At 70.9% G+C, this 22695-nt stretch carries 24 protein-coding genes, 1 tRNA gene and 2 pseudogenes; 14 read left to right on the forward strand and 13 right to left on the reverse strand.

Translation table 11 applies throughout. From position 1 onward, the window contains the following. Window positions 1-20: 20 nt before the first annotated feature. The 4 genes from larE (at window position 21) to Rai3103_RS10345 (ending at window position 3779) form a co-directional block, all read left to right on the forward strand. The gene (gene larE, locus Rai3103_RS10330) at window positions 21-863 is read left to right on the forward strand and encodes an ATP-dependent sacrificial sulfur transferase LarE (RefSeq protein WP_228488842.1); all 843 of its coding nucleotides are present in this window, start codon (window positions 21-23) and stop codon (window positions 861-863) included. 148 nt (window positions 864-1011) lie between these two features. Beyond that, a complete protein-coding gene (locus Rai3103_RS10335) occupies window positions 1012-1395 on the forward strand; it encodes a cold-shock protein (RefSeq protein WP_153572541.1) in 384 nt (127 codons plus the stop codon). Between the two features lie 30 nt (window positions 1396-1425). After that, window positions 1426-2229, forward strand: coding sequence for a DUF3027 domain-containing protein (locus Rai3103_RS10340; protein WP_422396000.1), 804 nt, complete (start codon window positions 1426-1428; stop codon window positions 2227-2229). Between the two features lie 59 nt (window positions 2230-2288). Continuing rightward, window positions 2289-3779 carry an NCS2 family permease gene (locus Rai3103_RS10345; protein ID WP_153572543.1) on the forward strand — a complete coding sequence of 497 codons (1491 nt, stop codon included), beginning with the start codon at window positions 2289-2291 and terminating at the stop codon, window positions 3777-3779. An 8-nt stretch (window positions 3780-3787) separates the two neighbouring features. Here Rai3103_RS10345 and Rai3103_RS10350 read toward each other — a convergent pair whose 3' ends face one another. Further along, entirely contained in the window at window positions 3788-4495 is a 708-nt protein-coding gene (locus tag Rai3103_RS10350; protein ID WP_153572544.1) for a LysR substrate-binding domain-containing protein, read from the reverse strand. Window positions 4496-4571: 76 nt separating this feature from the next. Here Rai3103_RS10350 and Rai3103_RS10355 point away from each other — a divergent pair, with 76 nt between their 5' ends. From Rai3103_RS10355 to Rai3103_RS10365, 3 genes are all read left to right on the forward strand, one after another. Further along, on the forward strand, window positions 4572-4943 hold the full coding sequence (locus Rai3103_RS10355) for a DUF5997 family protein (protein WP_153572545.1): 372 nt from the start codon (window positions 4572-4574) through the stop codon (window positions 4941-4943). 124 nt (window positions 4944-5067) lie between these two features. Then, window positions 5068-8469 carry a pyruvate carboxylase gene (locus tag Rai3103_RS10360; RefSeq protein WP_153572546.1) on the forward strand — a complete coding sequence of 1134 codons (3402 nt, stop codon included), beginning with the start codon at window positions 5068-5070 and terminating at the stop codon, window positions 8467-8469. Window positions 8470-8584: 115 nt separating this feature from the next. Beyond that, the gene (locus tag Rai3103_RS10365; RefSeq protein ID WP_153572547.1) at window positions 8585-8908 is read left to right on the forward strand and encodes a hypothetical protein; all 324 of its coding nucleotides are present in this window, start codon (window positions 8585-8587) and stop codon (window positions 8906-8908) included. A 17-nt stretch (window positions 8909-8925) separates the two neighbouring features. Here the strand turns inward: Rai3103_RS10365 and serC are convergent, their stop codons facing one another. Further along, window positions 8926-10038 (reverse strand): phosphoserine transaminase, encoded by a 1113-nt coding sequence (gene serC / locus Rai3103_RS10370; RefSeq protein ID WP_153572548.1) that lies wholly within the window; start codon window positions 10036-10038, stop codon window positions 8926-8928. 158 nt (window positions 10039-10196) lie between these two features. Between serC and Rai3103_RS10375 the strand changes: the two genes are divergently transcribed. Then, a complete protein-coding gene (locus Rai3103_RS10375; RefSeq protein WP_153572549.1) occupies window positions 10197-10565 on the forward strand; it encodes an MscL family protein in 369 nt (122 codons plus the stop codon). Between the two features lie 21 nt (window positions 10566-10586). Here Rai3103_RS10375 and Rai3103_RS10380 read toward each other — a convergent pair whose 3' ends face one another. Beyond that, window positions 10587-10973 (reverse strand): hypothetical protein, encoded by a 387-nt coding sequence (locus tag Rai3103_RS10380; RefSeq protein ID WP_153572550.1) that lies wholly within the window; start codon window positions 10971-10973, stop codon window positions 10587-10589. Next, window positions 10966-12366, reverse strand: a complete 1401-nt coding sequence (locus Rai3103_RS10385; protein ID WP_153572551.1) for a UTP--glucose-1-phosphate uridylyltransferase — start codon at window positions 12364-12366, stop codon at window positions 10966-10968. Before Rai3103_RS10385 ends, Rai3103_RS10380 begins: the two co-directional genes overlap by 8 nt. Window positions 12367-12466: 100 nt before the next feature. Here Rai3103_RS10385 and Rai3103_RS10390 point away from each other — a divergent pair. Beyond that, window positions 12467-12542 (forward strand) — tRNA-Arg (locus Rai3103_RS10390). 85 nt (window positions 12543-12627) lie between these two features. Here the strand turns inward: Rai3103_RS10390 and trxA are convergent. The 9 genes and pseudogenes from trxA to Rai3103_RS10435 form a co-directional block, all read right to left on the reverse strand. Further along, window positions 12628-12999, reverse strand: a pseudogene (trxA, locus tag Rai3103_RS10395) (thioredoxin); the annotation flags it as partial. Between the two features lie 173 nt (window positions 13000-13172). Beyond that, a complete protein-coding gene (locus tag Rai3103_RS10400; protein WP_153572553.1) occupies window positions 13173-13961 on the reverse strand; it encodes a class I SAM-dependent methyltransferase in 789 nt (262 codons plus the stop codon). Between the two features lie 29 nt (window positions 13962-13990). Beyond that, the gene (locus Rai3103_RS10405) at window positions 13991-15082 is read right to left on the reverse strand and encodes a hypothetical protein (protein WP_228488843.1); all 1092 of its coding nucleotides are present in this window, start codon (window positions 15080-15082) and stop codon (window positions 13991-13993) included. Window positions 15083-15089: 7 nt separating this feature from the next. Then, complete coding sequence (locus tag Rai3103_RS10410; protein WP_153572554.1) at window positions 15090-15803, reverse strand: iron-dependent transcriptional repressor DtxR; 714 nt, start codon at window positions 15801-15803, stop codon at window positions 15090-15092. Between the two features lie 17 nt (window positions 15804-15820). After that, entirely contained in the window at window positions 15821-16753 is a 933-nt protein-coding gene (locus Rai3103_RS10415; RefSeq protein ID WP_153572555.1) for an SIS domain-containing protein, read from the reverse strand. A 31-nt stretch (window positions 16754-16784) separates the two neighbouring features. After that, window positions 16785-17477, reverse strand: a complete 693-nt coding sequence (locus tag Rai3103_RS10420; RefSeq protein ID WP_194793093.1) for an SAF domain-containing protein — start codon at window positions 17475-17477, stop codon at window positions 16785-16787. Window positions 17478-17538: 61 nt separating this feature from the next. Further along, on the reverse strand, window positions 17539-18426 hold the full coding sequence (ppk2, locus tag Rai3103_RS10425) for a polyphosphate kinase 2 (protein WP_153572557.1): 888 nt from the start codon (window positions 18424-18426) through the stop codon (window positions 17539-17541). Between the two features lie 68 nt (window positions 18427-18494). After that, the gene (locus tag Rai3103_RS10430) at window positions 18495-18797 is read right to left on the reverse strand and encodes an FmdB family zinc ribbon protein (RefSeq protein WP_153572558.1); all 303 of its coding nucleotides are present in this window, start codon (window positions 18795-18797) and stop codon (window positions 18495-18497) included. A gap of 268 nt (window positions 18798-19065) precedes the next feature. Then, a pseudogene (locus tag Rai3103_RS10435) lies at window positions 19066-19526 on the reverse strand (5-formyltetrahydrofolate cyclo-ligase); the annotation flags it as partial. A 125-nt stretch (window positions 19527-19651) separates the two neighbouring features. Between Rai3103_RS10435 and glp the strand changes: the two are divergent. The 5 genes from glp to Rai3103_RS10455 are packed head-to-tail and all read left to right on the forward strand — an operon-like array spanning window position 19652 to window position 22685. Next, window positions 19652-20809: a molybdotransferase-like divisome protein Glp gene (gene glp, locus Rai3103_RS10440; protein ID WP_228488844.1), complete on the forward strand. Its 1158-nt coding sequence runs from the start codon at window positions 19652-19654 to the stop codon at window positions 20807-20809. Next, entirely contained in the window at window positions 20806-20973 is a 168-nt protein-coding gene (locus Rai3103_RS17790; RefSeq protein ID WP_239022339.1) for a hypothetical protein, read from the forward strand. Before glp ends, Rai3103_RS17790 begins: the two co-directional genes overlap by 4 nt. Continuing rightward, window positions 20966-21478, forward strand: a complete 513-nt coding sequence (gene moaC, locus Rai3103_RS10445) for a cyclic pyranopterin monophosphate synthase MoaC (protein WP_153572559.1) — start codon at window positions 20966-20968, stop codon at window positions 21476-21478. Before Rai3103_RS17790 ends, moaC begins: the two co-directional genes overlap by 8 nt. Next, window positions 21475-21966, forward strand: coding sequence for a MogA/MoaB family molybdenum cofactor biosynthesis protein (locus Rai3103_RS10450; protein WP_153572560.1), 492 nt, complete (start codon window positions 21475-21477; stop codon window positions 21964-21966). The genes moaC and Rai3103_RS10450 overlap by 4 nt, the downstream gene beginning before the upstream one ends. Beyond that, complete coding sequence (locus Rai3103_RS10455; protein ID WP_228488845.1) at window positions 21963-22685, forward strand: GNAT family N-acetyltransferase; 723 nt, start codon at window positions 21963-21965, stop codon at window positions 22683-22685. The genes Rai3103_RS10450 and Rai3103_RS10455 overlap by 4 nt, the downstream gene beginning before the upstream one ends. The last annotated feature ends 10 nt before the right edge of the window (window positions 22686-22695 follow it).

Consider the following 22695-nt stretch of genomic DNA (forward strand, 5'->3'; position numbering starts at 1 on the left):
CCGGACGTACGATGATCGCCATGACCCTCGCCGCTCCGGACCTGCTGGCCGTGCGACTGCGCGCACTGCAGGAATCCCTGGCGGCGTTGCCGGGCCTGCTGGTCGCGTTCTCGGGCGGGGCCGATTCGGCCTTCCTGCTGGCCGCGGCCGTCCGGGCGTTGGGGTCGGAACGGGTGCTGGCGGCGACCGGGGTCTCCGGCTCGTTGCCGCTGGTCGAGCGCGGGCCTGCCGCCGACTTCGCCGCCTCGCTGGGCGTCGCGTCGTGGACCCCGGCCACCCATGAGATCGACCGCGAGGGCTACCGGGCCAATGCCGGGGACCGCTGCTACTTCTGCAAGAGCGAACTGCTCGAGGTGCTCACACCCGAGGCGGAGCGGCGGGGGTGGCCGGTCGCTACCGGCACGAACGCCGACGATGTGGTGGCCGGTTTCCGGCCCGGCATCCGGGCGGCCGCCGAGCGTGGGGCGCTCACTCCGCTCGCCGATGCCGGGATCACCAAGGACCAGGTCCGCCAGGCCTCGGCCGCCTGGGGGCTGGCCACCTGGGACAAGCCGGCCGCCGCCTGCCTCGCCTCCCGGATCGCCTACGGTCTCGAGGTGACGCCCGCCCGCCTCGCCCGGGTCGAACGTGCCGAGGCCGCCCTCCGGGCAGCCCTCCCGGGGGTGCGGGACCTGCGGGTGCGCGACCTCGACGACCACGCCCGGGTGGAGATCGACCGGGCGACGCTGGCCGGCCTCGACGCCGCGGCACAGGGCCGCCTGCGCGAGGCGCTGGCGGCCGAGGGCCTTTCGGTGGTGGAGTTCCGGGCCTTCCGCTCGGGGTCCATGAACGATCTGCTGGCGGACCCGGCGCGCTACCGCTGACGACCTCGCGATGCTCCCGGCCCGGGTATGCTGGGCCATCCGGACCCCGCCAGGAACGTCTCCGGGCGGTGGTGGACGTCCGCCGCACCCGGGCATGCTCCCGGCGGGGCCAGACCCATCGAGACCCCCACGAGTAAGCGAGGTTGCTGTGCCCACTGGCAAGGTGCGGTTCTACGACGCCGACAAGGGCTTCGGATTCCTGACGAAGGACGGCGGTGGGGACGTCTACGTCCGCGCCAACGCCCTGCCCGAGGGGGTGACGACCCTCAAGGCCGGACAGCGGGTGGAATTCGGTGTGGTCGAGGGGCGCAAGGGCGAGCAGGCGCTGAGCCTGCACCTGGTCGACAAGCCGGTGTCGGTGGCCAAGGCGGCGCGCAAGAAGCCCGAGGACATGGCGGTCATCGTCGAGGACCTGATCAAGATGCTCGACCACCTCGCCGCGAGCTACCGGCACGGCCGCTACCCGGACGCCAAGTCCGCCGAGCGTACGGCTCACGTGCTCCGCGGTATCGCCGACGAACTGGAGCTGTGACGCCCGTCAGGGCGTGAGAGGATGACGGGTATGGCAGCCCCCAGCGAACACGAGGCCCGCCGGGCACCGCGGCCGAAGCTCGACGCGGTGACCGCGGCGGCGGTCGACATCGCCCGCGAGGCAGCGCTGGCCGCTGCCGGGACGCACGGTGTCGGGGAGCATCTCGGGACGATCGTGGAGGGTGACCGGGTCGTCACGCACCTCTTCGCCTGCACCCACGGGGGCTATCGCGGCTGGCGGTGGAACGTCACGCTGGTCCGGGCCCTGCGGGCGAAGGTACCCACGGTCGACGAGGTGGCCCTGCTGCCGGGCGAGGACGCTCTGCTGGCCCCGGCCTGGGTGCCGTGGTCGGAGCGCGTCTCGCCCGACGACGTGACCCCCGGCATGCTGATGCCGACACCCCTGGAGGACGAGCGGCTGGAGCCGGGTTACACCGGCGGCGAGCATGCCGCCGATCGCGACCCCGCGGAGGCCTCGCAGACCCGCGCCGTGGTCGCGGAGCTCGGGTTGGGCCGGGAGCGGCTGCTGTCGCCGTACGGGCGGCAGGAGACGGCCGAACGCTGGCTCGCGGGTGAGGGGGGCCCGGACAACCCGATGGCCAAGCAGGCCCCCGGGCCCTGCGTCACCTGCGGCTACTTCGTCCGGCTGCAGGGCAGCCTCGGCACGATCTTCGGCGTCTGCGCCAACCTGATGTCGCCGTCCGACGGCACCGTCGTCGCGGTCGACCACGGCTGTGGTGCGCACTCCGACGTCCACGACGAGACGCACGCGGCAGACCTGACGGCCCCGATCTGGGACACCATCAGCATGTCCGAGGGGTCCCTCTTCGACTGAGCAGATCCATGAGGGGGGCGCGAGATCAACGCGTAATCTGCGCCCCATAGGCTGCCCTCATGGAATCTGCTGCATCCACCACGGCACCCACCCCCACCGGACAGGGGGAGCGCGGCGTCCTGGACCGTTGGTTCGAGCTCACCGCGCGCGGGTCGACCATGGGCCGCGAGATCCGCGGCGGCCTGGTCACCTTCTTCGCGATGGCCTACATCATCGCCCTCAACCCCGCGATCATCGGCACCGTCCCTGACATCAACGGCAACCTGATCACCGGTCAGCCGGTCTCCGACGCCAACATCGCCCTCTCCAAGGCGGCAGTGGCCGCCGTCACCGCATTGATCGCCGGCGTGATGACGATCCTGATGGGCGTCGTGGGTCGTTATCCCCTCGCCCTCGCCGCCGGTCTGGGCCTCAACGCGCTGCTGGCGTACACCCTCGCGCCGATGATGACATGGCCGCAGGCCATGGGTCTGGTCGTGCTGGAGGGCGCGCTGATCACCATCCTGGTGCTCACCGGCTTCCGGACGGCGGTCTTCAGGGCGGTCCCCGCGTTCATGCGGGCCGCGATCAGCGTCGGGATCGGCGTCTTCATCACCTTCGTCGGGCTCGTCGACGGCGGCGTCATCCGTCCGGCCCAGGGCACCCCGGTCACCCTCGGCATCAACGGCAGCTTGATGGGCTGGCCGATCGGGATCTTCCTCTTCGGGCTGGTGCTCGCCGCGGTGCTCTACTCCCGCAACGTCCGCGGCAGTCTTCTGATCGCCATCGCCGTCGCGACCGTCGTCGGCGTGCTCGTCCAGACCTTCCGTCCGCTGGGCACCGTCTTCAGCGGCCAGGTCGACGGCTGGAAGTCCAACCCGCCGGTGCTCGGCTCCTGGCACGCGCCCGACTTCCAGTTGCTCGGCAACGTCGACATCTTCGGCGCCTTCACCCAGCGTGGTCTCACCGCGCTCGGCGTCATCCTGCTGATCTTCTCCCTGCTGCTCGCGGACTTCTTCGACACCATGGGCACCGTGGTGGCCGTCGGCGCCGAGGGCCGGCTGCTCGACGGCAACGGCAACCCGCCTCACCTGGGCGGTATCCTGGTCGTCGACTCGCTGGCCGCCATGTTCGGTGGCCTCGGCTCGTCCTCCTCCAACACGTCCTACATCGAGTCGATCGCCGGCGTCGCCGAGGGTGCCCGGACCGGCATCGCCTCCATCGTCACCGGCCTGTGCTTCCTGGTCGCCATCGTGGCCTCCCCGGTGGTCTCGCTGATCCCGGCCGAAGCGGTCTCCCCGGTGCTGGTCATCGTCGGCGCGCTGATGATGTCCAGCGTCACCGAGATCAAGTGGTCGCGGATGGAGCAGGCGATCCCGGCCTTCCTGACGATCGTCTTCATGCCGTTCGCCTACTCCATCACCGTGGGGATCGGGATCGGCTTCATCATGTTCGTGGTGCTGGAGATCGCCAAGGGCCGCACCCGTGAGGTGCACCCGCTGATGTGGGTCGTCTCGGCGGCGTTCGTCCTCTACTTCATGCAGGGGCTGCTGGGACAGATCGTCGCCTGAGCCTGTCCCTACTTCCGCGGGCCCCGGCCGCTTCGGCGCCGGGGCCCGTTGCTCGTCCGGGCAGGCTTCTGCGGGCGCTCGGGTGCGGGCCGCCCGGGTGCGGGCTCGCCGGGGACGGGCGAGCGAGAGCTGTTGGCGGTCCGGCCGCGGACGATGCCGATGAAGTAGTCGGTGCGTTCGTCGGAGCGTTCGGTGAGCCAGGCCAGCCCGATCCGGGAGGGGGCGACGCCGCTGACCGGCCGGGCCGTGACGTCCTTGCGGTGGTGCAGCCGGGCCAAGGACATCGGGACGATGACGATGCCGGTGCCGGCGCCGACCGTCCCGATGGCCTCCTCGAGGGTCAGCGCGGGCACCGGGTACCGGGAGCCGTCGGCCACCTCGGTGGCGACATCGCGCCACGCCGGCACCTCGTCCGGATCCTGCAACAGGTGCTCCTCCGACAGATCGGCCACGTCCACCTCGTCGTAGGCGGCGACCGGGTGGTCCTTGGGCACCACGACCACCGGCACCTCCTCGTGCAGTTCGATCACGGACAGCCCGTCCCGCTCGACCGGGAGACGGACGAGGGACATGTCCGCGCGACCGTCGCGGAGCACGGTCAGTTGATCGGCGTCGGGGACGGGCAGCAATTCCAGCGGCACCCGGGGCACCCGGTCGCGCCACTTGCGGGCCCAGGTGTCGGGGGAGACGCCGGGGACGAAGGCGACCCGGAACACCGGGGGACTTCGGGTGGGACACCGGGCATCGTGGACCTCCTCGTCTGCGGCCTGGCCGCCACCCTAGTCTTGGAGGATGACGAAGGCCGCGAAGTCCCAGAGCATGAAGCCCGCGACAGCCGCCAAGAAGCTCGGCGTGCACCTGCCGGCCACCCCGGAGGACTTCCGCGAGGGGGTCGTGACCCGTGAAGAGCTCAACGCCCTGCTCGCTGACCCGCCGGCCTGGTTGGTCGAGCTGCGCCGCAACGGGCCCTACCCGCGTGAGGAGGTCGCCCGCAAGCTGGGGGTGTCCAACTCGGGGCTGGCCCGGGCGGGGATCACCGAAGCCCTCACCGCCGACCAGATCCGCGAACTGCTGCGCACCATGCCACAGTGGCTGGTCCGGGAGCGAGCCACCCAGGCCGAGGTCCGGGCGGAGAACGCCCGGCTGAAGGGCACCCGCGACTGATCCGTACCGGAGAGGAACGCCTGGTCGGAGCGAGCTGGGTCGGGTCTACACTGCACTGTGGTCCCCCTCACAATGGCGTGTCGGTGACCTTGAAGAGCTGTTCGTCGGCCCCGAAGGTGTGTGCATGTTCAAAAAGGTCCTGGTCGCCAATCGTGGCGAAATCGCTGTTCGTGCGTTCCGCGCCGCGGTCGAACTCGGGGCGAAGACGGTCGCCGTGTTCCCGTACGAGGACCGCAATGCGGTGCACCGGATCAAGGCGGACGAGGCCTACATGATCGGTGAGAAGGGGCACCCCGTCCGGGCCTACCTCGACATCGCCGAGATCATCCGGGCGGCCAAGGAGGCCGACGCCGACGCCATCTACCCGGGCTACGGCTTCCTCTCGGAGAACCCCGACCTGGCCGAGGCCTGCGCGAAGAACGGCATCACCTTCATCGGGCCCTCCAAGGAGACCCTGGAGATGGCGGGCAACAAGAAGCACGCCATCGACTCCGCCCGTCGCGCCGGCATCCCGACCCTGCAGTCCTCCGAGCCGTCCACCGACCTCGACTACCTGTCGGCCCAGGCGGAGGAGATCGGTTTCCCGGTCTTCGTGAAGGCCGTCGCCGGCGGCGGCGGGCGGGGCATGCGGCGGGTCGACGACCCGGCGGCACTGCGCGACGCGATCCGGGCGGCGATGCGTGAGGCGGAGTCGGCCTTCGGTGACGCCACCGTCTTCATCGAGCAGGCCGTCGGGCGCCCCCGGCACATCGAGGTGCAGATCCTCGCCGACCGGCAGGGCGACACCGTCCACCTCTTCGAGCGCGACTGCTCCATCCAGCGCCGCCACCAGAAGGTGATCGAGCTCGCGCCGGCCCCGCACATCTCCGAGGAGTTGCGCGCCGCCCTGACCCGCGACGCCGTCGCCTTCGCGAAGTCCATCGACTACACCCTCGCCGGCACCGTCGAGTTCCTCCTCGAGACCGAGGGCCCGCGGGCCGGCCAGCACGTGTTCATCGAGATGAACCCGCGGATCCAGGTCGAGCACACGGTCACCGAGGAGATCACCGGCGTGGACCTGGTCCAGGCCCAGATGCGGTTGGCGGCGGGGGAGACCCTGACCGACCTCGGGCTGTCCCAGGACTCCATCCAGATCATGGGTGCGGCCATGCAGTGCCGGATCACCACCGAGGACCCGGCGAACGGCTTCCGCCCCGACACCGGCGTGATCTCCGCCTACCGCTCCGCGGCCGGCGCGGGCGTACGCCTCGACGGTGGCACCGCCGCGACCGGCGCCCTGGTCAGCCCGCACTTCGACTCGCTGCTGGTCAAGCTGACCACGCGCGGCCGCGACTTCGACCAGGCCGTCGCCCGGGCCCGCCGGGCGCTGGCGGAGTTCCGCATCCGCGGCGTCGCGACGAACATCCCCTTCCTGCAGGCGGTGCTCGAGGATCCCGACTTCCGGGCCGGTGAGATCTCCACCGCCTTCATCGACGAACGCCCGCAGCTGCTCAACGCCCGGGTCTCGGCCGACCGCGGCACCAAGGTGCTCACCTGGCTGGCCGACGTGACGGTGAACAAGCCGAACGGTGAGTCCCCGATCAGCGTCCACCCGCGGACCAAGCTGCCCGCCCTCGACCTCAAGGCGCCGGCGCCGTCCGGCTTCCGCCAGCAGCTGCTCGACCTCGGCCCGGAGAAGTTCGCCGCCGCCCTGCGCGCCTCCGACAAGCTCGAGGTCACCGACACCACCTTCCGCGACGCGCACCAGTCGCTGCTGGCGACACGCATGCGGACCTACGACATGCTCGAGTTCGCGCCGTACATGCAGCGGATGCTGCCGGGACTGTTCTCGGTCGAGGCGTGGGGCGGTGCGACGTACGACGTGGCGCTGCGCTTCCTCGGCGAGGATCCGTGGGACCGGCTGGCCCGGTTCCATGAGGCCCTGCCGGGCATCCCGATCCAGATGCTGCTGCGGGGACGCAACACCGTCGGCTACACCCCCTACCCCACCGAGGTGACCGACGCCTTCGTGCACGAGGCCGCCGAGGTCGGGGTGGACATCTTCCGGGTCTTCGACGCCCTCAACGACGTCTCGCAGATGGCCCCCGCGATCCGGGCGATCCGGGACACCCCGAAGGTCGCCGAGGTGGCCATGTGCTACTCGGGCAATCTGCTCGATCCGCGCGAGGACATCTACACCCTCGACTACTACCTGCGGCTGGCCGACCAGATCGTCGACGCCGGCGCGCACATCCTGGCGATCAAGGACATGGCCGGCCTGCTGCGCGCCCCCGCGGCCGCGAAGCTGGTCACCGCCCTGCGCGAGCGGTTCGACCTGCCGGTCGTGCTGCACACCCATGACACCGCGGGTGGCCAGTTGGCGACCCTGCTGATGGCCGCCCAGGCCGGTGTCGACGGTGTCGACGTGGCGGCTGCGCCGATGGCCGGCACCACCTCCCAGGTCTCGATGTCCGCCCTTGTGGCCGCCGTGGCCGACACCGAGCGCGACACCCGCCTCGACCTGCGCAATGTGATGGACCTCGAGCCGTACTGGGACATGGTCCGGCGCGAGTACAAGCCGTTCGAGTCGGGCCTCGGCTCGCCCACCGGGCGCGTCTACGACCATGAGATCCCGGGTGGGCAGCTGTCCAACCTGCGCCAGCAGGCCAAGGCTCTCGGGCTCGCCGACAAGTTCGAGCAGATCGAGGACATGTACGCCGCCGCGGACAAGATCCTCGGCCGCCCCAGCAAGGTCACCCCGTCCTCCAAGGTGGTCGGTGACCTCGCCCTGCACCTGGTGGCCGTCGGTGCGGACCCGAAGGCCTTCGCGGAGGACCCCGCCTCGTTCGACATCCCCGACTCGGTGATCGGCTTCCTGTCCGGTGACCTGGGCACGCCGGCCGGTGGCTGGCCCGAGCCCTTCCGGACCAAGGCCCTGCAGGGTCGCGTCATCAAGGCGGTCGAGGAGAAGGTCGCCCCCGAGGACGCCGCCGCGCTGGCCGAGCCCGGCCGGGAGCGTCAGCAGACCCTCAACCGGCTGCTCTTCCCGGGCCCGGCGAAGGCCTTCGCCGATTTCCGCGCGCTCTATGGCGACCTGTCCTCGATGACGTCCATCGACTACCTCTACGGGCTGAAGACCGGTGACGAGCATGTCGTGAAGCTCGGCAAGGGCATCGACCTGCTGATCGGGTTGGAGGCCATCGGTGAGGCGGACGCCCGCGGCTTCCGTACGGTGATGGCGACGATGAACGGCCAGATCCGTCCGATCCGGGTGCGTGACCGCTCGATCGAGACCGACGTGGCCGTCGCGGAGCGCGCAGACACGACCAATCCGGGTCACGTCGCGGCGCCGTTCCAGGGCGTCGTCTCGGTGACCGTCGCCGAGGGCGCCCAGGTCGAGGCCGGCCAGCCCGTCGCCACGATCGAGGCGATGAAGATGGAAGCGGCGATCACCAGCCCGATCGCCGGGGTGGTGGAGCGGGTCGCCCTGCACGGTCCGCACCAGGTGCAGGGTGGCGATCTGGTGCTGGTCGTCCGGCCGGTCTGAACCCGGCGCTAGGCTGGGGTCCGTGAAGCTGCGAACCGGTCACCATCTCGTCAGCGCGGTCGCCGTGGCGTTGCTCCTCATCGTCATCATCGGCTCACTGCTGACGCACTGAGCCGTGGAGAAGGGAGAACACGTGCGGGTCACCACGCTGCGTGCGATCGGGGTCGCGGCGGCCGGGCTCGTCCTGGCCGGCGCGTCCACGTGGGCGTACGCCGCCCCGGCCTCCGGCACGGACCGCAGCGGCACCTGGATCGCCCTCGCCGTGGCCGCGGTCGTCGCCGTGGCCGCGGGGGTGGCGGTGCTCGTCGGTCCGAGCCGCCAGCCCCGCCTCGGGACTCCGCAGAGTCCCGACGACACGGGCGAGATCCAGGCGTGGGCGGAGGAGACGCACGCGCGACGGGCCAGCCTCGGCCGGGGAGGACCGCGGCGAGGCCGCTGACCCGTCGCGGGTACGCCTCAGACCAAGCGCTCCAGCACGTAGTCGACGCAGGCCGTCAGCGCCTCGACGTCCGAGGTCGGCACATTGGTGAACATGCCGATGCGCAGCTGGTTGCGTCCGAGCTTGCGGTAGGGCTCGACGTCGACGATGCCGTTGGCCCGCAGCACCTTCGCCAGCGCGGCCGCGTCGACCGACGGCGCGAAGTCGATGGTGCCGACGACCGGTGACCGGTAGGCCTCCTCGACGAACGGCGTGGCCAGTTCATGCGCTTCGGCCCAGCCGTACAGGTGGGCCGCACTCGCCTGCGTCCGGGCGGTCGCGAACTCCATCCCGCCCTGGGCGTTGAGCCAGTCGATCTGGTCGGCCAGCAGCCACAGCGTCGCCACGGCCGGAGTGTTCAGCGTCTGGTCCTTGCGAGAGTTGTCCACCGCGATCTGCAGCGACAGCGTGTCCGGGATCCACCGCCCGGACGTGGCGATCCGGCTGATCCGGTCGAGGGCCGCGGGGGACAGGAAGGACACCCACAGGCCCCCGTCCGAGCCGAAGTTCTTCTGCGGCGCGAAGTAGTAGGCGTCGGTCTGCGCCAGGTCGGCGTCGATGCCGCCGGCAGCGGAGGTGGCGTCGATGAGGGTCAGTGCCCCGGCATCACCGGCGACCCGCCGCACCGGGGCCGCCGCGCCGGTCGAGGTCTCGTTCTGCGCCCAGGCGTACGTGTCGACGCCGTCGGCGGCCTCGGGGAGGGCGGCGCTGCCGACCGGGGCGTCGGCGACGAGCGGGTCCGCGAGGAAGGGAGCCCGGGCCGATGCCGAGGCGAACTTCGAGGAGAACTCCCCGAACGTCCCGTGGGCCGAGCGCTGCTCCATCAGGGAGAAGACCGCCGCATCCCAGAACAGCGTCGACCCCCCGTTGCCGAGGGCCACCTCGTAACCCTCCGGGGCGCGGTACAGCTCGGCCAGACCGGTGCGGATCCTGCGGACGAGTTCCTTCACCGGTGCCTGCCGATGGGACGTGCCCAGCACGGCCGCACCCGGCCCGGCCAAGGAGGCCAATGCCTCCGGCCGGATGCGGGAGGGCCCGCACCCGAAACGTCCATCGAGCGGCTTGATGTCTGCGGGGATCTGCACGGTCACCCCCTCATCCTGCCATCCGGCTGTCGTGGCCCGGCGCCCTGCTCCCTCAGCGACCCTCACAGCCAGCGATCCCTTTCCTGCGCCACCCCGGCTGGATATCGTGGCGGCGGCGCGACCCGAGGCTCACCCGAGCCTGCGCGCCCTGAGAAAGGAGTGTCATGAAGGGGTTCAAGGACTTCCTCATGCGCGGCAACCTCATCGAGTTGGCCGTCGCTTTCATCATGGGTTCCCTCTTCGCGGCCGTCGTGAAGGCCTTCACCGACCTGATCCTCGACCTGATCGGCAAGGCCCTGCCGCTGGACGGCAAGGCGTTCTCGTCTGTCGTCATCGCCGGTATCACCATCGGCCCGTTCCTGTCGGCCATCGTGACCTTCGTACTGACGGCGTTCGTGGTCTACTTGGCGATCGTCAAGCCGTACGAGATGTACAAGAACCGCAAGAAGCGGGAGGAGCCGGAGGTCCAGACGACCGACGAGCTCCTCGCGCAGATCCGCGACCTGATCGCCGAGCGGCGCACCGAGCTCTGAGCGTCCCGACGAGGGCCACGCTCAGAGCTTGCCGAAGTGCGGCGGCAGGTCGCGGAGCAGCCGCTCATCCCCTGCGGAGGCCTTGGGCGGCGGCCCCGAGCGCACCTGCCGTCGCGGTGGCGCAAGCTCCCACTCCGCGTTCAGCGCCCTGAGCGCGGCGGCCAGTTGGGCCGCCGACAGATCGGCCGTCAGCTGCGGCGGCACCGGGTGCGGCCACGGCTCACCGGCCGCCCTGGTCCGGGCAACGTGATCGCGCAGGGCGAGGCGATCCCACCCGGCCTCCCTCAGCTCCTCGGCGAGGGCGGCCGGGTCGGGGGCAGGCCGATCGACGAGGCCGGGCAGGTCCTCGCCGCACAGGGCGTACGCCAAGGCGCGGTGCCAGCCGGCGACGTCCCCGGGCTCAGCCACGGGCGTCGAGGATCGTGCCGCCAGGGACCCGCCGGGGTTCGTCGGTCGGTGGCAGCACCACGTCGCCGCGGACCTCGACGTGGGGACCGAAGGTCCAATCGCCGTCGACGGTGAGGGACGCGGCGTCCCGCAGCCCCGGTGAACCGTGGGGGAAGTGGGCCTCGAAGTCGGCGATGAGTTTGTAGGGTCCGGGCGCCAGGGTCACCAGGGGAGTGGCGGGACTGACCCGGTCCAGCGTCCCGTCGCCGTTCACCCGGTAGACATCGGAGCGCAACACCAGCAGATCACTGGTGGTCTTCACCGGCAGGAACCGGCTGCGCGGGACCACGATCGCCGTCGATCCCTCGAACACCTCGATGGCCGCGCCCATCGCCGTCTCGAGTTGGAGCACCTCGGGGCTGGCGGGGTCGGTCGGGTCGACGGTCTTGCGGTTGCAGATCAGGGGCAGGCCGAGCACGCCGTTGCGGCTGGCGAGGGCTTCGGCCAACTGTTCGAGGTCGAGCCACAGGTTGTTGGTGTTGAAGTAGCGGTGCCGGGCGATGTCGGTGAAGCTGCCCTCGTCGTCGGACGCGGTCTGGGCCTTCTCCCGAAGGATCAGGCGTCCGTCGCTGTTGCGGACCGCGAGGTGGCCACCCTTGCGATCGGCACGTGTCCGTTCACAGACCTCCATCGCGAACGGGGCCCCGGTGTCGGCGAACCAGGATGCGAGCGTCGCGGAAGGGGCGGCGCCGAGGTTGTCGACGTTGGAGACCGCCGCGTACCGGAAGCCGGCGTCGAGCAGTGTGCGCAGCAGGCCCGAACCCTCCAGCGCGGTGTAGAGGTCACCGTGGCCGGGCGGACACCATTCCAGGTCGGGCGACGCGGGCCATGCGACCGGGGTGAGGTCGTCGGCGCGCAGCTTCGGCTCCTGGTTCTGGACGAACTCCAGCGGCAACCCATCGGTGCGGATCGCGGGGGACGAGGCCAGTTCCGCCATCGTGTCGGCGCTCGTCGCGAACGAGTCCATCATCACGAGGGGCAGCGCGACCCCGTGTTCGGCGCGCGCTGCCAGCACCTGGGCGACGGTGAGGTCGAGGAACGTACGTCCCTCCCGGACCGGCAGCAGGGACTTCGCCCGCTGCATCCCCATCGAGGTGCCCAGGCCCCCGTTGAGCTTGATGACGACGGTGCGGGCGAGCGCGGATCCGGCGCCGGTCGTGTCGTCGGAGGTGTTGGAGGTCAGGTCCTCGAGCCGTGGCAGGTCCTGGACGGGACTGATCGACTCCTCGGGGATCACGCCGGTGAGGCCGTCGAGGAGTTGGGCGTAGTAGTGGCTGAACACCCTGATGGCGTTCTCAGCCACTGCGGCGTCGCGCATCTTCCGCTGCGCCTGATCCAGACCTTCGCTCGTCATGGCGTTCAGTCTATGGATGGGAGGGTCCCCGGCTTCGCGACCGGTGGATGGGCGGATGCCGGGACGGCCACCGGTCGTCGGCTAGTGTTGGCAAGGTCATGGCCCCGTAGCTCAGGGGATAGAGCGACGGTTTCCTAAACCGTGCGTCGGAGGTTCGAATCCTCTCGGGGCCGCCAGGAGTGGACAAACGCCGCGCCCCGTACCGTCCGTGTCGGAAGGTACGGGGCGCGAGGCGTCAGGGGCCGTTAAGCCTGCGAGGGCTCAGGCCATCGGCTTGGCCTGCGCCTTGACCTCGTCCATGTCGAGCTCCTTGATCTGGGAGATCAGGGACTTCAACGAGGAGCCGTTCATGGCGCCGGCCTGGTTGAACAGCAGGATCCCCTGACGGAAGGCCATCAGGGTCGGGATCGCGGTGATCTGGAAGTTCATCGCCAACTCCTGCTCGGCCTCGGTGTCGACCTTGCCGAAGACGATGTCGGTGTTCTCCTCCGAGACCTTCTCGTACACCGGGGCGAAGCGCTTGCACGGGCCACACCAGTCGGCCCAGAAGTCGACGAGGACGATCTCGTTCTCATCGACGGTCTTCATGAAGTCGTCGTTGCTCAGGTTCGTGGTGGCCATGGGTGTCTCTCGTTTCCGTTGACGGTCGCGCGTGGGCGCGGCTGTGGCGTCGGCAGCTGCGCCGTACGGGGGTGCAACAGTCGCGGCGCCCTCAGTATTCCCGCGTCGTGGGTGTCGTTCCGCTCCGCGAGCCCAGCGGTCCGGGCGACAGGCGGGTACGCGTCCAGCCTAGCGGACCCCCTGCGTCACTTGATGCCGACGAAGCGGCGCATCGGCACCGTGATGTGGACCGGACGGCGGTAGGCGTTCTCGGTGAGCGTGTCGATGGCGCGGCTGATCCGGGCGGCAGCGACCCCCGGCAGGTAGAGCGCCTCGAGCAGCCGCTCGGCGTCCTCGCGGGTGCGGACCGTGTAGGTGTAGCGCTCCTTCGCGTCCTCGACCTTGCGGATGCCGTGGGCGGCGAACAGTGACGGCAGTCCGGGCTGGGAGCGGCCGGAGGGGAAATGCGGCGTGGAGTGCAGGATCGACATCAGCTTGGACACGATCGGGATGTCGTGCAGCTGCATCGCCTGCCACGACGGCGACATGATCGCCACCACCCCGCCGGGGGCCAGCACCCGCTCCACCTCGCGCGCCAGGACGGGCATCGGACGGACGACGGCGAAGCCGAAGCTCGACACCACCGCCTGCATGCTTCCGTCCCGGAGTGGCAGGTGCCGGGCGTCGGCACGGAGGAAGACCCCCTCGGGCGTACGCCGGTGCGCTTCGGCGAGCTCGTGGGCCGACATGTCGACCCCGATCACCGTACGGCCCCGACGGGCCAGTTCCCGGCCGACGCCGCCGGTCCCGCAGGCCAGGTCGAGGACCATCGTCGACGACTCCGAGACGGCTCGGGCCAGCCAACTGTAGGGGCTACGGCCGCCGGACTCGATCCGTTGGAGCAACTCCTCGATCGCCCCCACGTGCTCGCGGTGGAACTGGCTCAGGTACCTGTGCCAGTCGACCTCGTCCGCGCTCCGTGAGAACAATCCCATGGGCCAACTCTGCCACGTCGGCGACGGTGTCAGACGCGGGTTGGACGTTCGTCCACATCGTCGAACAGCGCGATGACGTCCGCTCCGATGTCCTCGATGACGTGCCCGGGGCCGATGGGCCGGTCGGCGACCGCCGAGACCAGGGCCGACAGGCCCGGCAGCGCCTCATCGGGGACGACGACACGAGGGGCATCGGCGGCCAGCAGGGGATTGCCGCCGTCGGGCCACTGTTGGGTCAGCCTGTCCCAGGTGCTCAGCCAGGCCTCGGAGATCTCGGCGACGGAGGGCACCCCGAAGAAGTGCCCGACCGGGGCGTGATGGCGCAGGGCGACGATGCGGGAGTCCTGGTAGATCTTCGCGAGGCGTACCCGCGCGTCCAGGTGGCGGCGCTCGGGGAGTGGACGGCGCCGCGCGAACTCACACGGGGCGGGACAGGTCTCGCCGACGTCGGGTCGTTCGCCCGCGTCGATGGTGTCGTGGTTCATCGCACAGACCGACAAGGCATCGCCGAGCCGGGAATGGAAGCGGTCCAGATAGGCCGTGTAGCCCGCCACGTCACCGTCGCAGGCGTTGAGCGAGCGCTTGGCGGTGGCCCGCTGGGCCGAGGTGTGAGGGCAGCCGGGGTCGTCGCTGCCCCACAGTCCGTCGGTCGACTCACGCATCCGGGCGGGGTCGCCGGCGTGGCCGAGGGTGCCCTGCCAGGCCAGGTGCCCGAGGTATTCGCCGATCAGATGCGCGGTGACGACGACCTGCAGGGACTCCTGCCGGGCGGAGCGGAGCTGGACCACCTCGAGCATCAGCTCGTAGAGGGGGACCAACGACCCGAGCGCTCCCCGGTTGGCCTCCCGCGGCTCCAGGGGGAAGCGTGCTGACGCCAGGGACGCGGCCCACGGCTGCTGGAAGCCGGCGGCGATCGGTCCGAAGTCCTCGGCGTCGAGGTCAAGGACCCGTTTGGCCGCCGTGGCCAGCTGTCCGGCCGTCTCGAGCAGGGCCCGATCGTCGCCGGGCACCGCCGAGGCCACCCTGGCCGCCAACATCGATGCCGCGGCGTCGTACCAGTGGTGGCCGACGAGCGCGACGACGGCGTCTGGCAGGGGCAGCAGGTGCAGGGTCGCGGTCATCGCCCGCTCACGCGGTACCGGTGGGTGCGACGAAGACGAAGGCCGCGGCCTCGCGGGCGAGCTCACAGCCGGGCAGTCCTTCCGGGACCAGGGCGATGCCGTTCGGGACGGCGAAGGCCTCGACCGACACGCCGGGCGCGACACCCGCCTCGTGGAGCGTCGCCAGCACCTGCGGGTCGGTCTGCAGCTGTTCGCTGAAGCGCACCACGACCGCCGCGATCCTGGCCGCGGGACCGGCGACAGGCCGGTCGAGCAGATCGACCAGGTTGACCGCCGCGGGCTCCTGGTGGTCGGATCCGGCGACGCCGAGTTCGTCCAGGCCCGGGATCGGGTTGCCGTACGGGGAATCGACCGGGGTGTGGAGGATCGTCACGAGCTTGCGCTCCACCTCGTCGGAGATCACGTGCTCCCACCGGCACGCCTCGTCGTGGACGAGCTCCCAGTCCAGACCGATGACGTCCGACAGCAGGCGCTCGGCCAATCGGTGCTTGCGCATCACGCGCATGGCCCGCTCGTGTCCCTCGGCGGTCAGCTCGAGGTGGCGGTCGTTGCGGACGGTCAGCAGCCCGTCGCGTTCCATCCGGGCCACCGTCTGGGAGACCGTGGGGCCGCTCTGGTGCAACCGCTCGGCGATCCGGGCACGCATCGGGACGATCCCCTCCTCGCCCAGTTCGAAGATGGTCCGCAGGTACATCTCCGTGGTGTCGATGAGGTCGCTCACAGGGACATCCTAGGCGGTCAGCCCAGCCTGGCGCGGTGTGCGGACATCGCGTCGGCAAGGACGGGGTCGACGAGCCCCGCGGGCAACTTGCGCAGGTAACGGGGCCGGTCCGGGTTGAGGCCGAGCTTCATCGCCCGGCCGAGGGCCAGACGCTGGGTGACGACGAGCTCCGCCAGCGGGTCCCTGGTGGACTCGACCAGCGCTGCGCCGGTCTCGAGGATCTGCTCGCCGAGCCCCTCCGGGGCGGGGCCGAAGAGCCACACGAGCCGGCCGGCCTGGGCCACCGCGATGGGTCCCCGGCGATACTCCAGCATCGGGTACGACTCCGCCCAGCTCGCGGAGCTCTCCCGGAACTTGAGCGCCGCCTCGGAGGCCAGACCGATCGTCCAGCCGCTGCCCAGGTACGTCACCTGTTCGGCGGCCACGTGCCGCTCGTCGAGCTTCTCCTTGAGCGCCTCGCGGGCCTGGGCGATGACCGGGACCATGTCGTGTCCCAGCCAGGCCCGGTGCAGGGCCAGGACGCTGGTGGCGAAGCGGGTCTGCGCGTAGCCGGCCTCGTCCGCGAACGGCAGGGTGACGCGGGCGTCGCAGAGGGAGCCGATGGTCGACTCCTCGACGCCGACGAAGGCCAGCGTCGGGATCCGTCCGCCCAGCTGGTCCAGGAGCGCCACCACGTCCAGGGTGTCGCCGGAGCGGGACAGCACGACGACGCGGTCGAAGCTGCGCCGGTAGGGGAACTCGCTCGCGACGTAGGAGTCGCTCTGTCCTTGTTCGCTGTCCTCCCGTAGCCAGGCGATCGACTGGGCAATGTTCCACGCGGTGCCGCAGCCGACGTACGCGACGCGCTCGCCCGCTCGTGGCAGCAGGTCGCGCACCGCGTCCACCATGCCGATCGCCTGCTCCCAGCAGTTCGGCTGGGAGGCGATCTCATCGGCCACATAGAAGCTCATCGGACCTCCTTCGGTTCCTCGCGCTCTCACCCTAAGGCGCGACGGGGCCCTGGGGTGCGGACTGCGAGGAACCGGGGAGGACCACGCTGAGCCGTGCGGTGGCCGCCGCCCGGGTCACCTCGACCGCCTCCTGGGCGGTGACGTCGAGGAGGACCAGCACGTCCTGGCTGCTGGAGGCCGACAGCGGTCCCGTGTCGCCCTGGGCGGGGATCGAGGCCACCCGCGCCCGTGTCGCCGCCCGTCGCACCTCGCCCGAGGAGGGGTCGGTGGCCAGCACGTCGATGACGTCCCCGACCCTCAGGACCGCCACGATGCCTGGGTCCGCAAGGCGCGCGGGCACCGCCACGTGCCCGGACGACAGGCCCGCCAGGCCGGGGCCGACCAGGGCGGAGGCGGTGAGGATCGTCCCCGCCGTCAACGGGCCGGCGGGCGTACGTCCCTCGGCCTGGTCGAGAGCCGTCACCGCGCCGCCCGGGACCAGGTCCGGGGGGACGGACCGGAGGGTGAGCTGGGTGCGGGACAGGGCGCTGCCCCCGGTGACGTCGGCCGTGAGGACGACGACCTGGGCACCGCCACCCGGCGGGGCCGCGAATACGCGCAGGGCGCCCAGGACGGCGACGAAGGTCAGCACTGCCGCCAGGGAGCGGCGATGCCACGCCACGAAGCGTCGCAGGGCGCGGGTCCAGGAGAGCAGGGAAGGGGAGTGGGGCGTTGCGGTCGGCACGCCTGGTTGTGGGACACCGGGGGTCTGCGTCGGCGATTGTCCACAGGCTGCTCCACCCGGCTCAGTCGCCGACGGCCTCCCGGCCACGGCGGACGATGTTGGGATCGGGCGTGAACACCACGTCGGTGTCCTTGCCGTCGTAGTCGTACTGGTTGAGGAAGAACCGGATCGCGTTGATCCGGGCCCGCTTCTTGTCGTTCGACTTGATCGTGGTCCAGGGCGCCCAGTCGGTGTCCGTGCGCAGGAACATCTGCTCCTTGGCTTCGGTGTAGTCGTCCCATTTGTCCAGCGAGGCGATGTCCATCGGGGACAGCTTCCACTGCCGGACCGGGTCGAGTTGGCGGATCGCGAAGCGGGTGCGCTGCTCGTGCTGGGTGACCGAGAACCACAGCTTGGTCAGTGAGGTGCCCGACTGGATCAGCATCCGCTCCATCTGCGGTGCCTGCTCCATGAAGATCTCGTATTCGGCGGGGGTACAGAATCCCATCACACGCTCCACATTGGCGCGGTTGTACCACGAGCGGTCGAACATCACGATCTCCCCGGTGGTCGGGAAGTGACGTACGTAGCGCTGGAAGTACCACTGGCCCAGCTCGCGGTCGGACGGCTTGGCCAGGGCGACGACGCGGGCGTAGCGAGGGTTGAGGTGCTCCTGGAAGCGCTTGATCGTGCCGCCCTTGCCGGCGGCGTCACGTCCCTCGAACACGATGATGTGCTTGAGGTTGTGGTCCTGGGTCCAGTACTGGAACTTGAGCAGCTCGATCTGCAGCAGGTACTTCTCGACGTCGTACTCCTCGCGGGTCATCCGCGTGTCGTACGGGTAGTCCTCACGCCAGGTCTCCACCGCGGAGCCGCCCGGGTCGATCAGGTCCGGGTCGGATCCCTGGTCGTCGCGGACGGTGTAGCCCTGGGCATGCAGGGTATCGATGAACTCCCTGATGTTCTGCATGCGCACAGCCTAGGGGCAGGACCGCCCCGTCGACCGCCCTACGCCGGCCTCACGTCGGGCGAGTCGGGTCAGTCAGACGATCCGGCGGAGGCGCCGACGGTCGCCGGAGCGGGAGTGCTCGAGGTCGACTCGGTCGAGGACGTGGTGCTGGCGGACGACGTGCTGGTCCCGGCCGGGATCGAGGCGCTCGACCCGCTGCGGCTGTCCGTCTTGTAGAACCCCGAACCCTTGAAGACGACACCGACAGCGTTGAACACCTTGCGGAGGTCACCCTGGCAGGTCGGGCAGACCGTCAGGGCCGGCTCGCTGAAGGACTGGCGGACCTCGAGGTCGCGGCCGCAGCTGGTGCAGTGGTACTGGTAACGGGGCATGGGCACATCTCGTTCGGTGGGGGACGGGGACGATCCAGAAGGATACTGCCCGGAGTAACGTCATTGTGACCCCGGAGTGTTCCCGGCCCGTGCGACCGGTACTGACAGGCGGAACAGCTGCGACACCGGCGCCCCGGTGCCGCGCCTGCGGGTCTCAGTCGCCGCCGGTCTCCGCCTCGCGGACGGCGAGGCAGTTGATCAGCCCGCTGGGGGTGATCACCAGGTCCATCTCCCGGTCCCAGGGCTGCACCGGCAACGAGGGCATCATCTCGTCCTCATTGAGGAACAGGCAGGTGACCGCCTCGGCGCCGGCGTGTTCCAGGGCCCGGTCGTACCAGCCACCACCGGTGCCCAGACGTTCCCCCGCCGTGTCCCGGCCAGTCCCGGGCAGAGGATCAGCTCCGCCTCGGCCAGCGCGCCCGCGCCGAGGGCCGGGGTGGTCGGTTCCGGGATCCCGCGCAGCGCCAGCCGGAGGTGGTCGGTACCGCGGTAGACCGCCCAGTCGGGGCTGGGACGTCGGCCGCCGTCGGCGGGGCGGGCGAGGAGAGGGAGCAGTACCCGGACCTGGTGGCCGTGCAGCCACTCGACGATGCCGAGGGTGGAGGGCTCCGGATCGACCGACAGGTAGGCCGCCACCACGAGATCAGGCCCGAGGGCATCCCCGAGCAGATCGCGCAGGTGGCCGAAGCGGGCGGCGTCGTCCACCTCGCGCTCCGCCCCGGTCCGCATGCCCCGCCGGGTCACCACCGCGTCGCGGAGGACGTCCTTCGCCCGGGACAGGGCATCGAGGTCGACCCGGGACAGGCCGTCGGGGGTGGAGGGGGGAGGGAGTGCCACTCGCCTATCCTACGGGCATGGGACTGTTCCGCCGGAAGAAGCAGGCCGACGACGAGGCGAGCGTCGATCCCCGTCCGAAGCCTGGTCTACCCCCTCGTCCGGAACCGGACGTCGACGGCCTGCGGTCGGTGGAGGACCACCGGGCGTACGTGCTGTCGATGGTGCGCGAGCTGCCCGCGTTCGGGCAGTCGCTGCTCGATGCGGTCGGGCTCAGCCTGTGCGAGGAGATCGTCGCCGACCTGGACCTGCCGCGGTTCGACAACTCGGCGATGGACGGGTATGCCGTGCGCGCCGAGGACCTCGAGGGTGCCTCCCGGGCACACCCGGTCGCCCTGCCCGTCGTCCGGTCGATCACCGCCGGTGACGTGGCCGGTGCGGAGCTGGAGCCGGGAACCGTCGTGAAGATCATGACCGGGGCGCCGGTGCCGCCCGGCGCGGATGCGGTGGTGCCGTACGAGCACACGGATCGCGGGGCGGAGTCGGCGACCTTCCTGCATGCCCCCGAGGTCGGTGACAGCATCCGCCACATCGGCGAGGACATCGCCGTCGGGGACCACATCGCCGCTGTCGGCGACCGCCTCGGGCCGCGCCAGATCGGGATGCTCGCCGGCATCGGGATCGACCAGGTGCTGGTCCGGCCACGACCCCGTGTGGTGGTGATCTCCACCGGTTCCGAACTCGTGCAGCCCGGCTACGAGCTGCGGGAGGGGCAGATCTACGACTCGAACTCGTTCATGCTCGCCGCGCTCGCGCGCAGCGAGGGCGCCCAGGTGTTCCGCGTCGGGATCGTCAGCGACGACCCCGACGTCGTGGCGCAGGCGATCTCCGACCAGTTGGTCCGCGCCGACCTGATCCTCACCACCGGAGGGGTCAGCGAGGGCGACCGGGACGTGATCAAGGCGGTCATGCCGCGGCTCGGGCCGACGGACTTCTGCCGGGTCGCGATGCAGCCCGGCAAGCCTCAGGGCTTCGCGCTGATCGGTGACGACAACATCCCGGTGATCATGCTGCCGGGCAACCCGGTGAGCGCCTTCGTGTCGTTCGAGGTGTTCGTCCGCCCGGTGCTGCGCAAGATGATGGGGATCCAGCCGCTGGTGCGCCCGGTCGGCCACGCCCTCACCCGGACCATCATCAGGTCCCGAAGGGCAAGACACAGTTCCAGCGCGGCCTGGTGACCAGCACCCGGGACGGTCGCCGGCACGTGACGCCGATGGGTGGGGGAGGATCCCACAAGCTCGGCGACCTGGCCCGGGCCAATGCCCTGGTCATCATCCCCGCCGGCACCGACGTGGTCGAGGCCGGCAACCCCGTGGAGATCTGGATGATCGACGATGAGTGAGGCGGCGATGGACGGCAGTTCGGGCGATGACGCCCCGGTGGCGCTGACCCACCTCGACGAGCGGGGCGCCGCGCGGATGGTCGACATCTCGGGCAAGCCCGTGACCACCCGTACGGCCACGGCGCGCGGCGTCGTCCTGCTCAGCCCTGCGGCGGTGAGCGCGCTGCGTGACGACGCCCTGCCGAAGGGCGATGCCCTCGCCGTGACCCGGATCGCCGCGATCCAGGCGGCCAAGCACACCGCTGACCTGATCCCGCTGTGCCACCCGCTGCCGCTCAGCTCCGTCACGGTGGACCTCGAGGTGGTCGACGAGGGTGTCCGCATCGAGGTGAGCGTACGGACGACGTCGCGGACCGGGGTGGAGATGGAGGCCCTCACCGCGGTCAGCGTGGGTTGCCTGACCCTGATCGACATGGTGAAGGCGGTCGACAAGCACGCCACCATCACCGATGTCCGGGTGGTCGCGAAGGCCGGCGGGCGCAGCGGCGACTGGAGCGCGACGTGACCTCGCGCGCCGTGGTCATCACCTGCTCCACCCGCGCCGCGGCCGGGACGTACGAGGACCGGTCCGGCCCGGCGGCCGTCGCCGGGCTGCGGGCGCTGGGCCTGGAGTGTCCCGATCCCGTCGTCGTCCCCGACGGCCCGCTGGTGGGAGCGGCACTGCGCGAGGCGATCGCTGACGCCCCCGCCGTCGTGGTGACCACCGGGGGCACCGGGTTGGCGCCCACGGACACCACTCCGGAGGAGACCGCGCCGCTGCTCGACCGGCAGGTCCCCGCTCTGGCGGCCGCGATCGTCGCCCGCGGGGTGGCTAACGGTGTGCCGACCGCGGTGCTGAGCCGCGGACTGGTCGGCCTCGCCGGAGCCACCCTGGTGGTCAATCTCCCCGGCTCCCGTGGCGGTGTCGCCGACGGTCTGGCCGTGCTCGCGGATGTGCTGCCCCATGCCCTGGACCAGGTCCGGGGTGGCGACCACCCGAGGCCCGACGCGTGACCGGGCCGCTCGACACCACCTGGCCGGTGTCCGTACGCCGTGGCCGGGTCGCGCTGCGGCCGATCCGGCGTCGTGACGGCCGGGTCTGGACTGAGGTGCACGAGCGCAACGACGCCTGGTTGCGGCCGTGGGAGGCGACGGTTCCCCCGCAGGCCGCGGCCTCGGCGCCCAGCAGCTTCGCCGAGATGACCCGCGACCTGCTCCGCCAGGCGCGGGCGGGGCGTACGTTGCCGTGGCTCGTCTGGTACGACCCGGTGGACGAGGGGGACCCGCGCGGACCCGGGGTGCTGGCCGGTCAGTTGACGGTGTCGGGCATCACCCGCGGCTCGGCGCAGTGGGCGCAGTTGGGCTACTGGGTGGACGAGCGTTGGGCCGGTCGCGGCATCATCCCGCTGGCCGTCGCGATGGCCACCGACCACTGTCTGGGCCCGTTGGGCCTGCACCGGATGGAGATCGTCATCCGCCCCGAGAACGTCAACAGCCGGCGCGTCGTGGAGAAGCTGGGCTTCCGCGGCGAAGGGATGCGCCCCGCCTACCTGCACATCGACGGGGAGTGGCGTGACCACCTCGTCTACGCCCTCAATGCGGACGAGATCGGCCCCGGGGGACTGGTCGCGCGGCTGACTGGATCAGGGCGCGCGGCGGGGCTCATCGGGGGGCCCACGGCAGGTCGCAACGACGAGCTGCCCGACACTCCGCCAGGGATCACGGACCGATAACGACGCACCC

Source organism: Raineyella fluvialis (genome assembly GCF_009646095.1).
GTDB classification, from domain to species: Bacteria; Actinomycetota; Actinomycetes; order Propionibacteriales; family Propionibacteriaceae; genus Raineyella; species Raineyella fluvialis.